Annotated in this window: 16 protein-coding genes; 7 read left to right on the top strand and 9 right to left on the bottom strand. The window is 58.4% G+C overall.

What is annotated here, in order from left to right:
- Positions 1 to 172 precede the first annotated feature (172 nt).
- The 4 genes from GH784_RS22710 to GH784_RS22690 form a co-directional block, all read right to left on the bottom strand.
- A complete protein-coding gene (locus GH784_RS22710; RefSeq protein WP_003504949.1) occupies positions 173 to 649 on the bottom strand; it encodes a chemotaxis protein CheW in 477 nt (158 codons plus the stop codon).
- 167 nt (positions 650 to 816) lie between these two features.
- Entirely contained in the window at positions 817 to 4,977 is a 4,161-nt protein-coding gene (locus tag GH784_RS22700) for a translocation/assembly module TamB domain-containing protein (RefSeq protein ID WP_065705237.1), read from the bottom strand.
- Positions 4,978 to 5,022: 45 nt separating this feature from the next.
- Positions 5,023 to 6,948, bottom strand: coding sequence for an autotransporter assembly complex protein TamA (locus tag GH784_RS22695; protein WP_065705239.1), 1,926 nt, complete (start codon positions 6,946 to 6,948; stop codon positions 5,023 to 5,025).
- Positions 6,949 to 7,123: 175 nt separating this feature from the next.
- Positions 7,124 to 7,375: a YMGG-like glycine zipper-containing protein gene (locus GH784_RS22690; protein WP_003492347.1), complete on the bottom strand. Its 252-nt coding sequence runs from the start codon at positions 7,373 to 7,375 to the stop codon at positions 7,124 to 7,126.
- Positions 7,376 to 7,746: 371 nt separating this feature from the next.
- On the opposite strand from GH784_RS22690, the gene hemA reads away from it, so the two are divergent.
- Positions 7,747 to 8,964 (top strand): 5-aminolevulinate synthase, encoded by a 1,218-nt coding sequence (gene hemA, locus GH784_RS22685; RefSeq protein WP_003516756.1) that lies wholly within the window; start codon positions 7,747 to 7,749, stop codon positions 8,962 to 8,964.
- A 35-nt stretch (positions 8,965 to 8,999) separates the two neighbouring features.
- Here hemA and dxr read toward each other — a convergent pair whose 3' ends face one another.
- On the bottom strand, positions 9,000 to 10,193 hold the full coding sequence (gene dxr, locus GH784_RS22680; protein WP_065703393.1) for a 1-deoxy-D-xylulose-5-phosphate reductoisomerase: 1,194 nt from the start codon (positions 10,191 to 10,193) through the stop codon (positions 9,000 to 9,002).
- A gap of 163 nt (positions 10,194 to 10,356) precedes the next feature.
- Here dxr and GH784_RS22675 point away from each other — a divergent pair, with 163 nt between their 5' ends.
- Entirely contained in the window at positions 10,357 to 11,058 is a 702-nt protein-coding gene (locus GH784_RS22675; RefSeq protein ID WP_065703394.1) for a phosphatase PAP2 family protein, read from the top strand.
- Positions 11,059 to 11,085: 27 nt separating this feature from the next.
- A complete protein-coding gene (locus GH784_RS22670; RefSeq protein ID WP_065703395.1) occupies positions 11,086 to 12,342 on the top strand; it encodes an FAD-dependent oxidoreductase in 1,257 nt (418 codons plus the stop codon).
- A 6-nt stretch (positions 12,343 to 12,348) separates the two neighbouring features.
- Here GH784_RS22670 and GH784_RS22665 read toward each other — a convergent pair whose 3' ends face one another.
- Genes GH784_RS22665 through GH784_RS22650 form a run of 4 tightly spaced genes read right to left on the bottom strand, consistent with a single transcriptional unit; the run spans position 12,349 to position 16,246 of the window.
- Complete coding sequence (locus tag GH784_RS22665) at positions 12,349 to 13,275, bottom strand: ROK family protein (protein WP_065703396.1); 927 nt, start codon at positions 13,273 to 13,275, stop codon at positions 12,349 to 12,351.
- 3 nt (positions 13,276 to 13,278) lie between these two features.
- Positions 13,279 to 14,445: an N-acetylglucosamine-6-phosphate deacetylase gene (gene nagA, locus GH784_RS22660; RefSeq protein ID WP_065703397.1), complete on the bottom strand. Its 1,167-nt coding sequence runs from the start codon at positions 14,443 to 14,445 to the stop codon at positions 13,279 to 13,281.
- Complete coding sequence (locus GH784_RS22655) at positions 14,442 to 15,464, bottom strand: SIS domain-containing protein (RefSeq protein WP_065703398.1); 1,023 nt, start codon at positions 15,462 to 15,464, stop codon at positions 14,442 to 14,444. Before GH784_RS22655 ends, nagA begins: the two co-directional genes overlap by 4 nt.
- Before the next feature lie 26 nt (positions 15,465 to 15,490).
- Positions 15,491 to 16,246 carry a GntR family transcriptional regulator gene (locus GH784_RS22650; RefSeq protein WP_003516768.1) on the bottom strand — a complete coding sequence of 252 codons (756 nt, stop codon included), beginning with the start codon at positions 16,244 to 16,246 and terminating at the stop codon, positions 15,491 to 15,493.
- A 439-nt stretch (positions 16,247 to 16,685) separates the two neighbouring features.
- On the opposite strand from GH784_RS22650, the gene GH784_RS22645 reads away from it, so the two are divergent.
- From GH784_RS22645 to GH784_RS22630, 4 genes are read left to right on the top strand one after another with little or no spacing between them, the layout of a single operon-like run.
- A complete protein-coding gene (locus GH784_RS22645; protein WP_003516769.1) occupies positions 16,686 to 17,867 on the top strand; it encodes a Gfo/Idh/MocA family protein in 1,182 nt (393 codons plus the stop codon).
- Positions 17,868 to 17,879: 12 nt separating this feature from the next.
- The gene (locus GH784_RS22640; protein WP_003516771.1) at positions 17,880 to 18,764 is read left to right on the top strand and encodes a carbohydrate ABC transporter permease; all 885 of its coding nucleotides are present in this window, start codon (positions 17,880 to 17,882) and stop codon (positions 18,762 to 18,764) included.
- Positions 18,761 to 19,618 (top strand): carbohydrate ABC transporter permease, encoded by an 858-nt coding sequence (locus tag GH784_RS22635; protein ID WP_003516772.1) that lies wholly within the window; start codon positions 18,761 to 18,763, stop codon positions 19,616 to 19,618. The genes GH784_RS22640 and GH784_RS22635 overlap by 4 nt, the downstream gene beginning before the upstream one ends.
- A 40-nt stretch (positions 19,619 to 19,658) precedes the next feature.
- Positions 19,659 to 20,891, top strand: a complete 1,233-nt coding sequence (locus tag GH784_RS22630) for an extracellular solute-binding protein (RefSeq protein ID WP_003516773.1) — start codon at positions 19,659 to 19,661, stop codon at positions 20,889 to 20,891.
- Positions 20,892 to 20,935 lie beyond the last annotated feature (44 nt).

Here is a 20,935-nt window from a genome sequence, read left to right as displayed (position 1 = left end):
ATCTATAATATTAAAATGTTCTTATTTAATAAAAGAGACGGTCATGAAAACAAAAACCGCCGGGCAGGTGCTCCGGCGGTTTGGTTCAATGGTCAATAGTCTCGTATTTGAGCCTTTGTTCTTAGGTTGCCTAAGAACGCGAACCGGCCGTCATGCAAAGGAATTGCAACGATCAGGCGGCGAGATCTTCCGCTTCGGTTCCCTTGAACATCTTTGCAAGGTTCAGGAAGCAGATCATGCCATGTTCGTTGGCAATGATGCCTTCGGAGTAGGACTTGTCGAAAGAGGCCGAGATTTCCGGAACCGGCTGGACCTGATTTGCCGGGATCGTCAGAATGTCCGAAACGCGATCGACGAGCATGCCGATGACCATGTTGTGCACTTCGGCCACCACGATGGCGCTTCTTTCATTTGCGACGGTGCTTTTCATTCCGAGTTTGTGTGCGAGATCGATGATCGGAATAACCGAACCGCGCAGGTTCATGACGCCGATGACGTCTTTCGGCGCGTGGGGAATGGGCGTTGAAGGCGCCCAACCGCGAATTTCGCGGATAGTCGTCGTCTTCACGCAGAATTCCTGATCATGCAGGCGGAATGCGATGATTTCGAGCGTCTCGCCGCCAAAGTTGGTAGAGTTTATCATTGCCATCAGAATTCTTCCCAATGCTCGCTGTGGAGGCCAGCGCAAGTGCACCGACACTTGCATATGCGAATTTGGCGTTCTGCCTGGTGCCTGAACAGCCGGAAACAATATTTTCCGCCTTCAATGGAAGATTCGTAGCATGAGATGGTTTCGCAAACCTAAATGCGAAGACTTCAATATTCTTTCTCGTAAAATATACCGGCTGCACCTTCGCCATTACCGCCCGCTTCACCGCGCAGCTTCACGCCGCGCCCGACATCGAGGTTGATGATGGCCTTTGCGCCGGAATCGCCGCTTTGCTGCAGTTCGAGATAGGTTCGCTCGTTGAGATATTTTCCGGCGGAAACGCGGGCCTGGCCTTCCGAATCCGTCGAGATGTCGAGATCGTCGACGCCGAGATTGCTTCGGAGCTTGTCGAACAACGATGTGGAGCGCCCGCCGGCAAGCTGGGCTGCCGCATCCGCCAGCCGCGCGATCTGCAAGGCCGAGAGCTTGGACATGGATTGGCCGAAGATCAGCTGTGCCATAACCTCATCCTGCGGCAGAGCCGGGGTTGAGGAGAAGGCGAATGTCGGGTCGTTGGCATTGCCGGAAACCGCAACCGTGATGGTGGCGGAACCAGCGGTGGACTGCGCCTCCATATCCAGAACCGGCACGAGGCCGCCGCCGAAGGTTATCTTGCCCGTATTGAAATCGAGACGGCGGGTGAGAATTTCGAGCCGTCCACGGCGCATTTCAAAACCGCCGGAGATGACGGGAACAGCCGCCGTGCCGCGAATGGTCAGGTTGCCCGTCAGTTCGGCATCGACGCCCCGCCCACGCACGAAAATGCCGCTCGGTGCGCTCACCTGCAGATCGAGATTGATGGTCGATGAACTACCACTGCCGCCCTGATCGTTGCCGAGTGCCTTTACCTGCGCCCGCACCTGCGGCGGGGCGTTCTTGTGCTTGACGTCGATTTCCGTCAGCGAGGCTGGAAGTTTCTCCGGGATGGTGATGGCGCTTCTGTCCAGCGTCAGCTTGCCGCCAAGCACGGGCGAATTCAGAAGCGGACCCTTCAGCGTCAGCGTGCCGCTTACGATGGTCGTCACCAGCGTGCCATCATTGTAACCGGCGCGGTCCAACGTGATCGTGATGTCGGCTGGAAAGCCCGAACCGCCCGTTATACCGACGCTACCCGTTCCCGAGATCGTTCCACCGCCAGCAAGCTTTCCCGTCAGCCGGGAGATGACGGCGCGATCACGATCGAAGGTGACCGTTGCTGCCAGCCCGTTGACCGTGAGGTTACGGCGCACATCGGTCAGGCGCGTACCATCGGTGGTGATGCTGCCGGTAACGACAGGCGCGGAAGCGCTGCCGGAAATCTTCACATCGATGGCGGCGGTGCCGTCCACATCGAGGCCCTGTGCTGCGGTTTGTGCGGCAACGGCGGAGAAGGGCAACCTCCCGGAAAAGGCCATGGAAAGCGGACGGTTACCGGCGATGCCGAGGGAGCCGCCGCCCGAAAGCGACATGCCGCCCTGACCGGTCACATTCGTATCGATCTGCAAGGTGCCGCCGGCGAAACGGCCGTTTGCCTTGATGCCGAGCGCTGCAAGCCCTGCCGCACGCGTCTGGGCAACCTCGGCATTCGTCCAGTTCAGATTATAATCGACCGCTGGATCTGAAGCCGTGCCCTTGGCGCTGACTGTCCCGGATATACTCCCCGCCGCATCCAGCCCGGTGGCGAAGGCATTTGCGAGGTTCGCGGGCAGCGAGCGGATATTGGCGTTGATGTCGAGTGTCGAACCCGCCGTGCCGTTTACCTCGACTCGCCCGTCGCCGGTGATGATAGTCAGACCGGAGATGCGGGCCGTGCCGTTCTCGATCGCAATTGTACTCGGCTTTTCGAGCCGTACGGCAATGCCCTTGGGGGCGGCCGAGAAGGCATCGAGCCGCACGGTCATCGGCGATCCTGCGGTATTGGCGCTGCCCTTTACCACGAGCGGCGCATTGTCGTAGCGTCCGTTGACATCGAAGTTGGTGGTCGTGCCGGAATGGCCAATGGTCGCATTCAGCGCCGAAATCGCCGCGGTGCCAGCATTGACGCTGTCGGCGCTGACCTTGCCGTTGATGGCGAGCGCCCGAAGGTCGTCAATGGAGATATCGGCAGCGAGCTTCGAAATAACCGTTGTGCCCTGGCGGATGCTGCCGCCATTCGCCTTTATCGTCGCGGCAATCCGGCCGTTATCGTTACTGAGTACGATGTCGCCGGCAATATCGCCATCTGCCTGTTGCGCGGCAAGTGCCGCCAGCAGGGCCAAGTCCGGGAAATTGAACGACAGATTGCCAGATGGCAGGAATTGTTGCGAGAATTGCAGCTTGCCGTTCAAGATGTTGCGACCCACTGCCACATGAAGCTCGGGTATTGCCGTGCCGTTTTCTGTCTGCACCACATTGGCGTTGGCGTCGATCTTCTGCCGGTCGAGGCTGCCGCTGGCGGTCAGTTTTGCCTGCGGTGCGGCCGGATCGGCCTTGCCTGCGGCATTGACCTTGAGCGCTTCAAGCTTCCGTCCGGCAAGAGTGGCACTTTCGGAGCTTAAGGTGACATTGAAGTCGGGCGCGGCAAGCGCGCCGCTGGCTTCAATTGCAAAATCGGCAACGCCCTTTGCCTGTGGCGTCAGTTTTTCGAGAGCGGGAAACTTGCCCGTCAGATTGGCGCTCAACGCGTCGTCTTCGAGACTGACATCACCTGTCGCTTCAATTGTTCCGGATTTGACCACGAGGTTCTGAACGCTTGTGCGCCCGCCAATGATCAGGTCGATATCGCCCTGCAAAGCTATGGTGGTATCGAATTTTTCCGCCAGCGCTGGCGGCAGGGTGGCGGGCAACGCGAAGAGCTGCACGCTGGATGTCAGGCGATTGTTGGCGAGGTCGAAACTGCCGTTCAGCGTTCCGCCGACACTGGCGCTCTCCAGCGTCGCGCCGTCAAAGCCGATCGTCGAGGAGGTAAGGCTGACCGGCGCCTTGATGGTGACCGGCGCACGCACCAGCCGGTCGATATCCGGGCTGACGAAGGACGATTGTGCCACGGAGAGAATGGTGTCGATGGTGCCGCTGCGATCGGCAATGTTGAGATTGCCGCTCCTGGCCGTCAGCTTGACATCATCAAGCCTACCCTGTGGGAGGGAAAGGCTGCGCAACGATGCCGTGGTGTTGAGATGAGCGGCATCAGCGTTGCCTTTCAGGGAAAGATCAATGCCATTGATGAGGGCCTGGATCTCGCCATTGTTCAGCGGCCAGCGGAAATCCACTGACCCGGCGGTGCCGATGAGGTTGGCACTAAGATCGTTCTGGCCGTTCGGATCCACGGTGCCCGAGGCCGTCAGCAGCAATGTGCCGGTTTCCAGCGTGCTGCTGCCGATTTCGATGCGGCCCTGTGGTGAGAGCGTGGCGTTTGCATCAAGTTTCGTCTCGCCTGCAAAAAGCTGTCGGAAAGCGGGGGGCAGAAGCAGATCGGGCTGGCCGCCGCCTGCGACCTCGATACGCCGCGTGCCGTCGTCTCCTAGTAGATGGTGGCCGGTGACGTTGAGCACGGGGTTGCCGGCGACGTTGCCGCGCAGAGTGCCAGTCCAGTCAGAAAGCGGACCTTCACCGTTCACATCGATCGCCACGGCGGGTGTGCCCGGAAGCGAGAGCAGCGTGGCCAGAAGCCCGCCCTCGGGCTCCTTCATCTCCGCTTTCAACTTCAAGACATTTTCATTCGGCAGAAACGCGATGTCTGCATTGACCGCAGCGTCCGGCGTGCTCTGCCGGTGGGCAGTGAGCGATAGCCTGATATCGTCCTGCGCGGCCTTGAGATTGCCCTCGGCGGTCAGCTCGAAGTCGCGGCCAAGAAGGGATTGTCCGAGGCTAATATCGGGGAAATCGAAACTGTCGATGTCGATTTCAATCGGCAGGGACGAACTGCCGGAGCTTTTGGTCGATGTTTGCTCAGCGGGAAGCGGTTTGCGATCGACATCAATCGATCCGGCCGACACCCTGTCGGCGTGGAAGGTTCCGGCAAGAAGCGAGAGCGGCGACCAGTCAACGGCGATCTGGTTCACACGGGCGTAAGGTCCCTGCCGATCCGCAAGAGTGACATTGTCGAGCCGCAGGCGACCGGTCAAAAGACCGCTGGGTGGAGAGATTTCGATTGTCTGGTCGGGCGTGGAAACGAGCGATGAAATCTGCTTTGCGGCAATTCTTGCACCCATCGGGGTGAGACCGACGAACAGAACCGCAAGCAACACCAGCACCACGCCGCAAAGAGCAGCGTAGCCCAGCCATTTCAGCAATCGAATCAACGTTGTCATCAAGCGTAATCTACACTCTGTTGCTAGGGTGTTCGATGGCGGCGTTTAAAAAGACTGGCCGATGCCAGCATAAATGCCGAAATTGTTGCCACCATCATATTTTTCAAGCGGCATGGCGACATCAAGACGCAAAGGCCCAAAGGGCGTTGCGTAACGCAAACCAATACCGGCGCCAGCCCGGATATCGGAGAAATCAGGGGTTACGCTGTCGGATACCACACCCGCATCGATGAAGGGCACGATTCCGATCGTATCGGTGACCTTGATACGGGCTTCGATGGAGCCAACCACGTAAGAGCGGCCGCCAGTTGCATCACCGGCTGCATTATAGGGCGATATTTCCTGGTAGCTATAGCCGCGGACGGATCCGCCGCCGCCGGCATAAAAGCGCCTTGTGGTCGGTATGTCCTGCAGATTGCTGCCGCCGACGAGCACGCCGCCGGAAAGCTTTCCGGCCATGATCAAGCGATCTTCGGCGCCGAGTCCCTTATAACCCGAAATAGAGCCTTCAAAGGAGGAAAAGAAAGTGCCGTTCAGCGCTTCATAGCTGGGCTTGGCGGCCACCGATGCACGAAAGCCTTCAGTGGGGTTGAGCTTGTCGTCGCGCGTATCGCGAACGAATTCCAGCGGTATGGAGGTGGTCAGATATTTGTTCTTGCCGAATGCGTCTTCGGTATCTGCCCACTGCACCTCGAGACCGGCGGCTGCGGTATCGGTGTCGTTCAGCTCATAACTGAAACCGGCGGCTCCCGTTATGGTCTTGGCCTCATAGGTATCGGGATGTTCGGTCTTGGCGATCAGGCTGGTCTTGAATGTGGTGCGCGGGTTGAACATGCCGGGCTTTGTGAAGGTGATGCCCGCCGAATAGTCCATGCCTTCGACGCTCGATGCTTCGGCGATGCGTGAAACCGAACCCTCGATCCGCAGCGATTCCGCCTGCCCGAACAGGTTCCTGTGGCCCCAATACCCCTGGAGGCCAATGCCTTCCGTGGTGGAATATTGTGCGCCGACGCCGAAATAACGGTGCTTGCCCTCTGACACCTCGATGGTGAGCGGAATGGAGCCATCGCGTGACAGCGTTCCTGCTTCCTTGATTGTCAGGCTGGAAAAGACGCCGAGCTGGCGTAGCCGGTCGGCGGCCTTGCGCAGTTTTTCCGGGGAGTAGGGTTCGCCGCCATTGAGGCGCGAATAACGGCGGATGAAGTCGCCGTCGACGGTTTTTTCGCCGGTGACGGTGACCGCGCCGAGCGGTGCCACGGGGCCACCTTCGGCAGCCATGGTAATATCGACCGTGTTCGTCGCGTGGTTTGCAACGGCCTCGCGTTTCGTCAGCTTCGCAAGCGGGCGGCCTTCGGCTTTCAGATCATCGATCAGTTTGTTGCCGGCGCGGATGATTGCCAGAGATCCGGCATCGCCGCCGGTGACGAGACCGTATTCTTCAAGGTTGCGGCCCGTCACATCACCCTCGAGCCTGATATTGCCGAGCGTGAAGACCGGGCCGGGTGTGACGGTTATGACCACCGGCACCGGAGCGGAGTGATCGAAGACCGGATTGGGTGGCAGATCGTCCACATCCTTGCCGGCGACCGTGACCTTGACGATGCCGCCATATCGGGCGTTTTCGTAAAGCGCTGCGATCAGCCTGTCCCTGTCATCACGCGCCTTGATCAGGAGGCCGAGATCGCCGGAGGCCGGTTTGTCCTTGTCGGCCAGAAGAAGCGAGCTGTTTTCCAGGCTGTCTTTGAGAGATTTGTCTGCATCGGCAGCATTCAGCGTCACGGCATATTTGACCGGATTTATAACTTCGATCTCCGGTTCTTCCGAACCCCAGAGACGCACGCCGAACAGCTTGAAAGCAAAAGCATCGCGAGTAAACGCCGGGTACAGGGCGAACGTAACGGCAACCGCAAGAGCGGTGCCAGCTTTCCCATACGCAATACCTGTCTTCGGGTTAGTCCGTGTTCTTCGCATAAGCTGCTTTATGGTTGAGCATTTATTATGGCTCTGACCCGTTTCCTGTCCGTTAACAGTGCAGTTTAATCATAAATAAACGGCGTTGAGGACCCTTCGGACTGTGTTTTGCCCGCCTTAACGCAAAAAGCCCCGGATGACCGGGGCTTCTGTGCAACGGTATCTCGTGCAGCTATTAACGGCAACGCGCCGTGTAACGCTGACCGTACTGGTCGCGATAATAGCAATAGCCCGGTTCGGATGCATTGCCGATCAACGCGCCGCCAACGCCACCGATCGCCGCGCCCACTGCCGCGCCACGAACGTTGCCCGTGATAGCGCCGCCCAGGACCGCACCGGAAACGGCACCGATCGAAGCACCCTTTTCAGTCTGCGTGCAGCTTGCAAGCGACAGGCCGACCAGCGCAAATATGATTGCCTTTTTCATGAAACTCTCTCCAACGTTACAATGAGCTCTTCGGCTCGGTAGGCGTCCCATATTTATCTGCGGCGACTGCTACCTCCGACCGCCACAGATAACTAACAATTCGATACCGTTTAGGGAAGCCTCCTCTTTCAGGCGTTCTTCCGCGCGTAAATCGATTGCGTCCCAAACAACGGCGCCGTTTGAAAAAGGTTCCAAATTTCCGGGTTTTTTGATGTGAATCAATTTTGTACTTTTCATCGGCGTCTATAAACGGTTTATTGGAATGGTTCAAAACAACGGCGAATTGACGCAGACGTGGTTAAAGCAGCTCGCAAGGGTTGACGGTCCCGGTGTCGAGGCAGAAAACGATCTGGTCAATTCTGGAGCATGGCATGGACTTCGAGGCATTTTTTACGACGGAACTGCAGAGCCTGCATTCTGAGGGACGCTATCGCGTTTTTGCGGATATCGAACGCCAGCAGGGCAATTTTCCCCGCGCGACACGGTACAACGCCAATGGCGAGCGCAAGGACGTAACCGTCTGGTGTTCCAACGATTATCTGGGCATGGGCCAGAACCCCAAAGTCATCGAAGCCATGAAAGCCGCCATCGATCACTGTGGCGCGGGTGCGGGAGGCACCCGGAACATTTCTGGGACCAACCATCATCACGTCCTGCTCGAACAGGAACTTGCCGATCTGCACGGCAAGGAATCGGCGCTGATCTTCACGTCGGGTTACGTTTCCAACTGGGCGACACTCGGCACACTTGGCCAGAAAATTCCGGGCCTCATCATTTTCTCCGATGCGCTCAACCATGCCTCGATGATCGAAGGCATCCGTTACGGCCGTTGCGAGCGGGTGATCTGGAAACACAATGATCTCGAAGATCTCGAGGCAAAGCTCAAGGCAGCCGATCCAAGCGCGCCGAAGCTCATCGCCTTTGAATCCGTCTATTCGATGGATGGCGATATCGCCCCGATCAAGGAAATCTGCGATCTTGCCGATCGTTATGGCGCCATGACCTATCTCGACGAAGTCCATGCCGTTGGCATGTACGGACCGCGCGGCGGCGGTATTGCCGAGCGCGAAGGCCTGATGGATCGCCTGACGATCATCGAGGGAACGCTCGGCAAGGCTTTCGGCGTGATGGGCGGTTATATTGCCGGGTCCACGGCGGTCTGTGATTTTATCCGTTCTTTCGCCTCCGGTTTCATCTTCACGACGGCCCTGCCGCCGTCGCTCGCTGCCGGCGCAATCGCCTCGATCCAGCATCTGAAGGCAAGCCCCTTTGAGCGCGCCCGCCATCAGGACCGGGTGCGCAAGCTGCGGGGGCTTCTGGATGCACGCGGCATTCCGCATATGGACAATCCCAGCCATATCGTACCGGTCATGGTGGGCGATGCCGCCAAGTGCAAATGGATTTCGGATATCCTGCTCGACAATCACGGCGTCTATGTGCAGCCGATCAATTATCCGACCGTGCCGCGCAAGACCGAGCGTCTGCGCATCACCCCGACACCGCTGCACACCGATGCCGACATCGAACAGTTGGTCGGCGCGTTGCACCAGCTCTGGTCGCATTGTGCGCTGGCGCGTGCCGTGGCTTAAGGCCGCAGTTCAAACAAGAGAAAATCTGGCCGCGTTTACGCGGCCTTTTCTTTGCTGGCGATCAGTTCCCGCGCGTGATTGCGGGCTTCCCCGTCCGCCGAAAATACGTCTTCGATGCTGTTGGCTGATCGGCCGTCATGCATGCGGTCCATGACCGTTTCGACGATTTCGGCCATATCGAGAAAACCGATGCCGCCTTCGACGAAGGCGTGAAAGGCGGTTTCTTCGGCGGCATTCAGAGCCGCGCCCTGCAAGCCTCCGCGCTCCAGCGCCGTGCGCGCCAGTCGGAGTGCTGGAAACCGGGTTTCATCAGGCGCTTCGAAATCGAGCCGCGCCAGTTTGGCGAAATCCAGGCGTTCGACATTGAGATTGCCGCGCTCAGGATAGGTGAGGGCATAAGAGATGGCGGTTCGCATATCGGGCGAGCCGAGCTGGGCGATATAGGAGCCATCCGTATAACCCACCATCGAATGTATGATCGACTGCGGATGAACGATCACCTCCACCTGCTCGGGCTTGAGATCGAAGAGATATTTCGCCTCGATCATTTCCAGCCCCTTATTGAACATCGAGGCGCTGCCGATCGATACCTTCAACCCCATCGACCAGTTGGGATGTGCGCGGGCGATATCTGCCGTGACATTGGCCATCTGCTCACGCGACCAGGTGCGAAAGGGTCCGCCGGATGCGGTGAGTACGATGCGCTCCACGGCCTGTTTGTGATCGCCCGTCAGGCACTGGAAGATCGCACTATGTTCGCTATCGACCGGGATCAACCTGCCACCGCCCTGTTTGACCGTGCGCAGGAAAACATTGCCTGCGGAAACGAGGCATTCCTTGTTTGCAAGCGCTATGTCTGCGCCGCGCCGTGCGGCTGTCAATGTCGGGGCAAGACCAGGTGTTCCGGCAATCGCTGCCATTACCCAGCCGGCCTCCATCGAGGCCGCTTCTTCGAGGCCGGATTTGCCTGCCGCAACCTCAATGCCGGTGCCGGCAAGGGTCGCTTTCAGCGCTTCGTATTTGCCATCCTCGGCGGTTACCGCAAGCTGTGCGCCGAATTCACGCGCCTGTTGCGCCAGAAGATCGATGTTTCCGGCGCCGGTGAGCGCCAAAACCTCGAATTGTCTGCGACCACCCAGCTGACGGACGACATCCAGTGTGTTCGTACCGATCGAACCCGTCGAACCCAATATCGTCAGCCTGCGTGGCATTTCACTGGTATCTGTCATCTTCCGTCCGTCGGTCGTTTCCGGTTGCCCGAAACCGATGCATAGTTTCTGGCGACATGCACTAGCCTCTACTCGTGAAAACCCGTCATAACAAGGACACAGCCGGGCTATTGTTTTTGCGGATGGCAAAGCCATATGCAAGAAAAACGATGAGAGAATATTGATGCGACGTTTTCTGGTTTCCAGCGGTTGGATTTTTGCGGCAAGCCTTGTGCTGGTTCTGGTCTTTATTCCTTTCGACCCACGCCTTTCGGAACATGCTCAAGCCCTGCCGGGAAGGATAGTTTCCTTCAATCGCTCCATTACCGATTTCGGTACTTTCAGCTGGATGCTTTATTCCACCGGCGCTCTTGCCATCCTTGCCTATGTCGGCGCGCGTGTCCTGCAGGCGCGGACCTATGCCGGCCGGCTGAGAACGGCATGGCGGCTTCTCGCTTACTTCTTCCTGACGATCGGAACGGCGAGCATATTGGTCCACACGCTGAAATTCCTGATCGGGCGGGCGCGGCCGGAGCTTTTTCTGGAAATGGGTGCCTATAGCCTCACGCCTTTTACCGGTGACAATCTTTATGAGAGCTTCCCGTCAGGCCATTCGACGGCTGCCGGGGCGTTTTTCGGTGTTTTCGCCATGCTGATGCCGCGCTTCCGCTGGGCGTTCCTGCTGCTTGCCCTTGTCATTGGTGTTTCGCGCGTCATCGTCGGCGCGCATTATCCAAGCGATGTGGCCGCCGGGCTGTTGCTTGGCATGTGGACGGCCATGGCCTTCGCCTTTATCTTTGCCCGGTCCGAAATGCTTTTCCGTTTCGATGCACATGGTTGGCCACAGCCGAAAAATGCAAACCTGCCGGCGACGGATGCACGATAGAGACGTTTAACGGACAGGGGGGCGGTGATGGAAGAAGCGAAAGTCGTGCCGGAGAATGACGGCAGGGCCGTTCAGCACATCCGCACGTCCGTTGTCGTGGCGGGTGGCGGGCCGGCCGGCCTGATGCTCGGCCTTTTGCTTGCCCGCAGCGGTATAGACGTAACGGTTGTCGAGAAACATGGAGATTTTCTGCGCGATTTTCGCGGCGACACCATTCACCCCTCCACGCTTGAACTGATGGAGCAGCTGGGTTTCGCCGAGGAGTTCCTGAGCCTCCCGCATACGCGTGCGCCACGGCTGAACGCAGTCATCGGCGGCGAGCGTATCACGATCGCGGATTTTTCGCGGCTGCCGGTCCATCATCGTTTCATTGCCTTCATGCCGCAATGGGATTTTCTCAATTTTATCGTCGGCAAGGCCGGGCAATATGAGAATTTTCGGCTGCTGATGAATGCGCCGGTAACCGGCCTGATCGAGCGCGACGGGCGTGTTGGTGGCCTCATGGTCAATACGCCGGAAGGCGCAATCGAGATCGCCGCTGATCTGGTGGTGGGCGCGGATGGCCGCAACTCCATCGTCCGCGAGGCGGCGGAGCTTGAAGTACAGCGCTTCGGCATCCCGACCGAGGTGCTTTGGATGCGCCTTTCGAGACAGCCGGGTGATCCGGCCGACACCATGGGCCATGCGGGTTCGCGGCAGGGTTTCGTGATGATCAACCGCGGTGACTACTGGCAATGCGGGTACGTGGTGCGCAAGGGCTTTTTCGCTGACATGAAGATTGAGGGGCTTGAAGCCTTCAGGAACCGGGTTGCGGAAATCTGCCCTTTCCCGCGCGAGAGGCTCGACGAAGTTACGAGCTGGGATGACGTGCATCTGCTCACCGTCCGTATCGATCGGTTGAAGCGCTGGTGGAAGCCCGGCCTGATCTGCATCGGCGATGCGGCCCATGCCATGTCGCCCGTCGGCGGTGTCGGCATCAATCTTGCCATTCAGGATGCGGTTGCCGCGGCCAATGTTCTGGTGCCGGTATTCACATCCGGCCGGACCATTGCCGATGACCACCTTGCCGCCATAGAGAAACGGCGATCCTTTCCAACCAAGGCCACGCAATTCTTGCAGCGGATGATGCGTGTCGGTCGCAAGAAAGAGCAGACGGAAACGGCGGAAAAGCCGAAAGGCCCACCCGCCATCGTTAGGGCGATCATGCGGTTTCCACTTTTTGCCCATCTGACCGGCAGGCTGGTGGGGCTGGGCTTTCGTCGGGAAAAGATCGAGACGGTGTGACGCGGCTTAAGCCGCGTTTACGATTTCCTTGGCATATTTCAGTCCAATAACGGCGGAACCAATCAGCCCCGGCTCGATCCGGCAAATGGCAGGCACGACGAGCGGCCTGTCGAAGCGCCTGAGAATGCGACCCCTGACGGCTTCGTCCAGAGCTGTCACGAGTTCCCTTGAATTCGAAAGCCCGCCGCCGACGGGCACGATGGTTGCGCCGGTGACATTGATCACCATCGCCAGCGGTGAGGCGAGAATATCAATGAGTACATCGATAGTTCTTGCGGCTTGCGCATCGCCTGCCTGCCAGGCGGCAATAATATCCTCACTGGTCATATCCTGCCCGTGAAGATGCAGATGCAGCTTTTCCATGCCGCGCGCGCTGCCGATCGCGTCGACACAGCCGGTGAGGCCGCAACCGCATTCGAATCGCGGCAGCGATACCGGTGGATTGCCGGCCAATGTCGCGGCCACTGGCCCATGTCCCCACTCGCCAGCGAAGCCGCCGTCGCTGTTGATGAGCTTGCCGTCAATCACCAGCCCGCCGCCGACACCTGTTCCAAGGATAACGCCGAAGACGACGCGATGTCCTTGTCCGGAGCCGATTTCCGATTCGGCGATCACGAAACAATCCGCATCGTTCGAAACGATAACAGGAAGGTTCAGGGCTTTTTCCAGATCGTCTTTTAACGTTCTGCGGTGAATGCTGGGAATATTGGCGACTGTCGCCTTTCCCGTATCAAGATCGATGACGCCCGCGATCGACAGTGATACGCAGTCGGGTGTGCCGCCGCTGTTGTCGATGACGGATTTCAAGCCGGCAGCGAAGTCTTCGAAGCTGGTTTTGGGCGTTGGTATACGCGGTACGGGGCGAATATCGTCCGGGGCATGGGCAATCGCGCCCTTGATGGTCGTTCCGCCGATATCGAAACAAACGATCATGGTTCAGACTCCGGAACGTGTGGCATCGTAGATTTTTTCTCCGCCAATCCATGTTGAATGCATCTGGAGGTCTGGTGTCAGCATCACGAAATCAGCATCGAAACCGGGCAGGAGTTTTCCCTTGCCGGAGGCGCCGATTGCCTGCGCCGGATAGGCGGATGCCATTCGCAAAGCTTCTTCCAGCGGCATTTCCATCTTCTCACGCATGAAACGGATGCAGGAGAGCATGTCTATATCCGCTCCCGCCAGCGTGCCGTCGGCCAACGTTAGCCGTCCACCGTTGCGATAGACGCGCCGGCCGTTCAGTTCGAAACCGTCATCATCCGTGCCGATGGTGGACATGGCGTCGGTGACAAGGAAGATGCGGGCCGGGCCATTCTTGGCGCGCAGCGCAATGCCGATTGCGGCCGGATCGACATGGAATCCGTCGGCTATAAGCCCGCAATGCAACTTGCCGTTCGAAAGTGCGGCCCCGACCAGCCCCGGCTCGCGGTGGCCAAGCGGGCTCATGGCATTGAAGAGATGCGTTACCATGGATGCGCCTGCATCAGCATAGGCCGTCGCAACATCGAGACCGGTGTCGGTATGGCCGAGGCTGACGACGATGCCGGCGTCGCTGAGTGCTGCAACCTGCTCGACAGTAACATTTTCCGGGGCAATGGTTGTCAGCACGAAGGGGAGTTCCGCCCTGCAGCCGGTTAGGACTGCGAGGTCGTCTATCTCCATCTTGCGGATCAACGCCGGATCATGCGTGCCCTTGCGCGCGACAGAAAGATGCGGCCCCTCGAAATGCAGGCCGAGGAAACCGGGCACATGCTGCTTGCCCGCGGCAATCCCCGCCTGCGCCGCCCTGAAAGTCACGTCCGACCGGTCGGTGATGAGCGTCACCATCAAAGCCGTCGTGCCGAACTGGGCGTGGGCGGAGCAGATGCGGGCAATGCCAGCCACATCCGGCTGGTTGTTGAACATGACGCCGCCACCGCCATTGACCTGAAGGTCGATGAAGCCCGGCGCGATCAACAGCCCATCTGTATCGATCACTTCGGCGTCGGCAGGCACGCTGTCCAGGACAGCGGCAACGCGCCCTTCGCGGATCAGGAGCACCTTGTCATCATGCCATTCGGCGCCATCGAAAATGCGGGCGCCGACAAATGCCTTTATGCCGCTCATTGGGTCTCAGTCACCTTTTTCAATGCCACTGGAGCATCCGGGTTGAAGCCTCTTGCGCGCGACAATTGCTCGATGAAGCCGTAAAACGGTGCGATAAGCAGCAATGCATCGGTCAGGGGATGGTTGGTTTCCACGAAGGGCAAGGGCTTGGCCGGGCTACCCTTGGCAGATGTGACGAAAACATTGGCGCCTTTTTGGGCAAGGCTTGCGGCAATATCCGTAACGGAGGTCTCGGCGCGGTCGCGCGCGGCAAAGGCGATTACCGGAAATTTCGGTGCGACCAGCGAAACCGGGCCGTGCATGACTTCTGCCGACGAATAGGCTTCCGCGTGCAGCTCGCAGGTTTCCTTGCATTTCAGCGCGGCTTCCGCGGCAATCGCAAGGGCGGGGCCGCGGCCCAGCATATAAAGTGAATCCTCACCCTTCACAGCCTCGCCAATATGGCTCCAGTCAAGTGCGATTGCCTTGGCGAAATTCTGCGGCAGGGTGCTGACGGCCTTCGCGAGCAGGCTGTCTTCCGTCCATTCGGCAAGGATGGCCAGACCGGCGACAATGGAGTTGACGAAGGACTTGGTTGCGGCAACTGCCTTTTCCGGTCCCGCCTGGATGTCGATGGCGTGATTGGCTGCGTCTCCAAGGGGGGAGGGCAGGGTGTTCACGAGGGAGAAGGTAAGCGCTCCGCCCTTGCGGGCACTTTCCGCCAAAGCGACGATGTCAGGGCTTTTGCCCGATTGCGATACGGCGAAGGCTGCCGCCCGTTCCAGCCGCAATTTCGTCTGGTAGATCGAGGCGAGCGAAGGGCCGAGCGAGGCGACTGGAAGCCCCGTCTGTAACTCGATCGCATATTTCAGGAAATGCGCGGCGTGATCGGACGATCCGCGCGCAATGGTGACGATAACGGCCGGGTCACGGGCTTTCAGCTTGTCTCCGGCCTGCCGGAAGTCGGCACTGGTATTGTCCAGCAGACGGGCGACGGCATCGGGAATCTCGTTGATTTCCTGGCGCATCAGGGTTGTCATCGTTTTCTGTCCTTGGTCGATGTGTTTCAGTCGGAGGTCATCGTCAGTTCGGCGACGAGGTCGTAGGCGTCGCTGCGATAAAGGGCGCGCGATATTTCCATGAGGCGGCCGCTTTCGAGATAGGCCATGCGCTGGACGGAAAGTGCAGCAGACCCGGGGGGAACTCCAAGCAGCATCGTTTCCTCATCCGTAAGGTTGCGCGCGGAGATGCGCTGGATGGCGCGGACGGGGCGAATATCGCTTTTCGCAAGCTCCTGATAAAGCGAGTTTTCCACCAGCTGTGGGTCCGGCAGAATATCGCCCGGCAGGCTCGTGACTTCGAGCGCGATCGGCTGGTCGTTGGCAAGGCGCAGTCGCGTCAACCGGGCAACCATGGCGGATTGGGAAAGGCCGAGAGCCATCATCTCGTCACCGGTCGGGTAAAACAGGCCTCTTTCAAGCCAGCGCGTGCTCGCCACCATTCCCCGGCGGCGCATATCCTCTGTAAACGAGGTAAGCTTGGTCAACGGCTGCTGCATACGGGTGATGGGTTTGACTACAAAGGTGCCCGACCCATGCCTGCGCACGAGAAGTCCGTCGCGAACGAGATCGTCCACAGCCTTGCGCACCGTGACGCGGCTGACGCAGGCGCTTTCGGCAATGTCGCGCTCGGGCGGCAGTGCATCGCCATGTTTGAGTCGGCCGCCATTGATGGCGTCTTCAATCGTCTGACGCAGTTTCAGGTAAAGCGGGCCGCCGCCTCCCGATTGCAGGTCGTCCAGATTAAGCGCTGCCCCGTTCATCCATAACCTCTGTCACAATCGATGTGGCGAATTCCGGCTATACCATATGCGTCACAATCGGCAATACCAAAATAGAACCATTAGTGGATTTGTACGATTAATCGGTGGTTTTTTCGATCATTTGCCGAATAATAAGGCGTCGTGCTTGAAATTTCCGCATTAACCAAAAAAAATTTCCGGCAATTGGAATTGCTATAGACGATTGGCATTTTTTTGGTATTGTTTTTGTATCAGTGGCTGACGGCGCTCTATCTTGCGCCTGTCTCCGCTGGGGAAATCGGTCTCCGGTCCTCACTAGAATTTGCGAGATCGAATTTAACTTGACCGTTATGAAAATTAATTTCATCGTGGCGGAAAATTATCGCAGATATCAGGATAACCAGCACAGAAATGGTTGCTTCTGCGAAAATGAATTACGAATGAACAGGGAACAAAGTTCATGAAGGTGGGAATTATCGGACTCGGATTCCGTCTCGGTTATCTGGGCTACGTTTTTCACGAGATCGACAAGGATTTCGAGATCGTCGGTTATGTCGATCCTGCCCCGGCCGGTCTGCCGGGTCTTGAGGAAAAGGGCATTTCGGCTGGCAAGGCCTATGACAGCCCCGAGGCGCTGATTGCCGGCGAGACATTCGACCTTTTGATGATCGGCTCACCGAACCATATGCATCTGGAGCATATCCGCATCGGGCTTGAAGCCGGTTGCACCATCTTCTCGGAAAAACCCATCGTCGTCAGCATCGAGGAAAGCCTCGAACTCGCCCGGTTGCTCAACAAGCATGGACATGAGCGGCTGCTGGTCGGTCTGGTCCTGCGTTACTCGCCGCTTTACCGCGATCTGCGCGCCGCGCAGGCCGAAGGCAAGCTGGGTGACGTCGTCTCCATCGAGGCTTCGGAACATATCCCGCCCTATCATGGCGCGTTCTTCATGCGCGACTGGCGGCGTTACGAGAACTATTCCGGCTCCTTCATGCTGGAAAAATGCTGCCACGACCTCGATCTCTATAATGGCGTGGTGGGTGCCCGGCCGCGTTTCGTGTCGAGCTTTGGCGGGCGCAAGAGCTTCACGCCTGCAAATGCTCCGCAAAATGACGGCATCAACGACATGGAAGTCTACCATCGCAAGCCGAGCGGCTGGATGGGTTCCGACAAGGTTTTCGACAGCGACGGTGATATCATCGACTACCAGACCGCGATCGTCGAATATGAAAACGGCGCATCGCTCGCCTTCCATACCAATCTGAACGTTCCCGACGATTTCCGCCGTTTCTGCGTCATCGGCGCCAAGGGCATGGCCGAGGGCGATTTCGTGCGCGGCTTCCTGAACGTGCACAATGCCCGCACCAACGAAAAGACCGTTGCCAAGACCTATTCGGCGGCAACCGTGCTCTCCCAGCATTATGGCGCGGATGAGCAGATGGCCGAGGACGTGATCAACCATGTCGTCAAGGGGACGCCCCTGCCGGTTTCCGCGCTCGATGCGATCGAGGCCGGTATTCTGGCGCTCGCCATGGACGAGGCGCGCCATGGCCGCAAGGTGGTCGATCTCAAGCCGGTGTGGGAGGAATATGATCTGGCACTCCACGGGCAGTTGAAGTCGCCCGCCGTGAAATCGGCTTAAGGGGGCGCTGCGATGGATGCGAAACGCAGCGCGGTCATCTTTGCCTGGCTTCTTCTTTTGCCGGCGCTTTTATACATCACTGTTATTGTTGCTTATCCGCTCGTCGATACCTTCATCCTGTCCTTCACGGACGCGTCGTTGAAAAAGACGACGAACTGGGTGGGTTTCATCAATTACGAGAAGATCTTCAACGAGACTTTCGCCGGGGTCATCACGCGGACCTTTATCTGGACGTTCTTTTCCGTCTCGATAAAGATGATCATCGGCACCTTCGGTGCGGTGTTGCTGAATTCGGCCGTTCCCGGTCGGGCCCTGTTTCGCATCCTGACGATGCCGCCATGGATCGTGCCGATGGCTATCGGCATCTTCATGTGGGGCTGGATGTATAACGGCCAGTTCGGCATGATTTCCGGTGTTCTCCAGAACCTTGGCCTGGTGGACGGTCCAGTCGCCTTCCTCGCCTATGGCAGCACGGCTTTCTGGGCGACCATCATCACCGACGTATGGATCGGCGTGCCGATGGTGACGCTTTATCTGCTGGCGGCAATTCAGGCCATTCCGCAGGATCTTTACGAGGCAGCCTGGACCGACGGCGCCAGCCGCACCTACCGCTTCCGCCGCATCACGTTGCCGCTGATGCTGCCGGCCATGATTACCATGTCGATGATCTCGCTGATTTCGACCTTCAATTCCTTCGACATCATCTGGATCCTGACACAGGGCGGACCGACGGGCCAGACGACGACCATGATCATCGACACCTACAAGACGGCGATCGGTTCCTACAAATACGGTGAGGGCGCGGCGCGTGCAGTGCTGATCTGCATCTTCCTGTCCATATTCACCTACTTCTACTTCCGCATCACCAGCCGTATCTCGCAGGAGACCAGCCGATGACCGACAAAAATGCGATGATCAACCGTTACAGATGGTATGAGATCGTCGGGATTTATTGCGGCATCGCCGTATTCCTGACCTTCGTGCTGGCGCCGTTTGTCGAAGGGTTTCTGGTTTCGCTGAAACCGCTCAGCCTGCTTTTTTCGTCACCGTATAAGTTTTGGCCGGAAAACGGCTCCTTCGAAGCTTACCGGACCATGTGGGTCAGCGTTCCCGGCTTTGCCCGCTACGTCTTCAACTCCTTCTTCATCTCGACGATATCGACGATCATCGTTCTGCTTCTGGTGGTGCCGGCGTCCTATGCTTTCGCGCGGTTCCAGTTTCGCGGTCGCGGGCAATTGCTCGGCGCGTTTCTTGCGATCAACATGTTCTCCGGTGCGGTGCTTCTGATCCCGCTTTACCGGCTGATGCGCAATATGGGCGTCCTGAACACCTATCTGGCGATGATCATTCCCGGCGCCGCCTTTTTGATCCCCACTGCCATCTGGCTTTTGCGAACCTACATGCTGCGTATTCCGCGCGAACTGGAAGAGGCGGCCTATGTGGACGGCGCGAGCTATTTCTATACCTTCCGCCGGGTGATCCTGCCGCTTGCGATGCCTGGCATCGCCGTCGTGTCCATCACCACCTTCATCGGTGCTTATGCGCAGCAGTTCATCTTCGCGCTCACCTTCAATTCCAAGACCGAATATATGCCGCTGCCCATCGGCCTGTTTGCCTATTTCGGTCGTCAGGAAGTCGTCTGGAATGAGTTGATGGCGGCCAGCTTCGTCGGCATTGCGCCGGCCATGGTCGTCATCTTCTTCATGCAACGCTATCTCGTCAGCGGGCTTACCGCCGGCGCGGTGAAATAATCAACAATAGGAACGACCACCAGAAAACGGGAGACTATCTATGGCACTGAAACATTACGGATTGGCGCTTTGCGCCTTCGCATTTGCCGGTTCCACTGCCCTTGGCACGGTGGCGGCACACGCCGCCGACAAGGAGATCAGCTGGATCTATTGCGGCGACAAGATGGACCCCATCCATGAAAAATACATCAAGGAATGGGAAGGCAAGAATGCCGGCTGGAAGGTCGTTCCTGAAGTCGTCGGCTGGGCGCAGTGCCAGGACAAGGCAACCACGCTCGCAGCCGCCGGCACTCCGGTCGCCATGGCCTATGTCGGTTCGCGCACGCTGAAGCAGTTCGCACAGAACGACCTCATCGTTCCGGTGCCGATGACCGAAGACGAAAAGAAGACCTATTATCCTAACATCGTCGACACGGTTACCTTCGAGGATACGCAGTGGGGCGTGCCCGTCGCCTTCTCGACCAAGGCGCTCTATTGGAACAAGGACCTCTTCAAGCAGGCCGGTCTCGATCCGGAAGTGCCGCCGAAGACCTGGGCTGAAGAGATCGCCTTTGCCAAGCAGATCAAGGAAAAGACCGGCGTCGCCGGTTATGGTCTGCCCGCCAAGACCTTCGACAACACCATGCACCAGTTCATGCACTGGGTTTACACCAATAACGGCAAGGTCATCGACGGCGACAAGATCACCGTCGACAGCCCGCAGGTTCTTGCAGCTCTGAAGGCCTACAAGGACATCACGCCTTACTCCGTCGAGGGTCCGACGGCCTACGAGCAGAACGAAATCCGCGCCATCTTCCTCGATGGCAAGGTTGGCATGATCCAGGCGGGATCGGGTGCTGCAACCCGCCTGCAGGAAACCAAGATCAACTGGGGTATCGCAACCCTGCCGCTCGGCCCTGAAGCCAAGGGTCCCGGCACGCTGCTCATCACCGACAGCCTCGCAATCTTCAAGGGAACCGGTGTCGAAGAAAAGGCGACCGAATTCGCCAAGTTCATCACCTCTCCCGGCCCGCAGGGCGAATACGAACTGCAGGGCGGCGCTGGCCTGACCCCGCTTCGTCCGTCGCCGAAGGTTGATGAGTTCATCGCCAAGGACCCCTTCTGGAAGCCGCTGATCGACGGTATCGCCTATGGCGGTCCCGAGCCGCTCTTCACTGACTACAAGGGCTTCCAGGACACGATGATTGAGATGGTGCAGTCTGTCGTTACCGGCAAGGCGACACCGGAAGATGCCGCAAAGAAGGCATCTGCCGCTCTCGAGCAGTACAAGTAATCCACATTTATACGGTTGCGGGCGCAGGTCGCCCGCAACCTCAT

The organism is Agrobacterium tumefaciens, from assembly GCF_009649785.1.
GTDB classification, from domain to species: Bacteria; Pseudomonadota; Alphaproteobacteria; order Rhizobiales; family Rhizobiaceae; genus Agrobacterium; species Agrobacterium tumefaciens.
Note: the sequence above shows the minus strand (reverse complement) of the source record. Positions and strands in the feature narration are given on the sequence as shown.

What these genes read in the sequence shown, in the direction of transcription:
- GH784_RS22710 (WP_003504949.1), bottom strand. Translation starts at nt 649, where the DNA reads ATGGCAATGATAAACTCTACCAACTTTGGCGGCGAGACGCTCGAAATC.
- GH784_RS22700 (WP_065705237.1), bottom strand. Translation starts at nt 4,977, where the DNA reads ATGACAACGTTGATTCGATTGCTGAAATGGCTGGGCTACGCTGCTCTT.
- GH784_RS22635 (WP_003516772.1), top strand. Translation starts at nt 18,761, where the DNA reads ATGACCGACAAAAATGCGATGATCAACCGTTACAGATGGTATGAGATC.
- GH784_RS22650 (WP_003516768.1), bottom strand. Translation starts at nt 16,246, where the DNA reads ATGAACGGGGCAGCGCTTAATCTGGACGACCTGCAATCGGGAGGCGGC.
- GH784_RS22670 (WP_065703395.1), top strand. Translation starts at nt 11,086, where the DNA reads ATGGAAGAAGCGAAAGTCGTGCCGGAGAATGACGGCAGGGCCGTTCAG.
- hemA (WP_003516756.1), top strand. Translation starts at nt 7,747, where the DNA reads ATGGACTTCGAGGCATTTTTTACGACGGAACTGCAGAGCCTGCATTCT.
- nagA (WP_065703397.1), bottom strand. Translation starts at nt 14,445, where the DNA reads ATGAGCGGCATAAAGGCATTTGTCGGCGCCCGCATTTTCGATGGCGCC.
- GH784_RS22665 (WP_065703396.1), bottom strand. Translation starts at nt 13,275, where the DNA reads ATGATCGTTTGTTTCGATATCGGCGGAACGACCATCAAGGGCGCGATT.
- GH784_RS22630 (WP_003516773.1), top strand. Translation starts at nt 19,659, where the DNA reads ATGGCACTGAAACATTACGGATTGGCGCTTTGCGCCTTCGCATTTGCC.
- GH784_RS22645 (WP_003516769.1), top strand. Translation starts at nt 16,686, where the DNA reads ATGAAGGTGGGAATTATCGGACTCGGATTCCGTCTCGGTTATCTGGGC.
- GH784_RS22675 (WP_065703394.1), top strand. Translation starts at nt 10,357, where the DNA reads ATGCGACGTTTTCTGGTTTCCAGCGGTTGGATTTTTGCGGCAAGCCTT.
- GH784_RS22690 (WP_003492347.1), bottom strand. Translation starts at nt 7,375, where the DNA reads ATGAAAAAGGCAATCATATTTGCGCTGGTCGGCCTGTCGCTTGCAAGC.
- GH784_RS22655 (WP_065703398.1), bottom strand. Translation starts at nt 15,464, where the DNA reads ATGACAACCCTGATGCGCCAGGAAATCAACGAGATTCCCGATGCCGTC.
- GH784_RS22640 (WP_003516771.1), top strand. Translation starts at nt 17,880, where the DNA reads ATGGATGCGAAACGCAGCGCGGTCATCTTTGCCTGGCTTCTTCTTTTG.
- dxr (WP_065703393.1), bottom strand. Translation starts at nt 10,193, where the DNA reads ATGACAGATACCAGTGAAATGCCACGCAGGCTGACGATATTGGGTTCG.
- GH784_RS22695 (WP_065705239.1), bottom strand. Translation starts at nt 6,948, where the DNA reads ATGCGAAGAACACGGACTAACCCGAAGACAGGTATTGCGTATGGGAAA.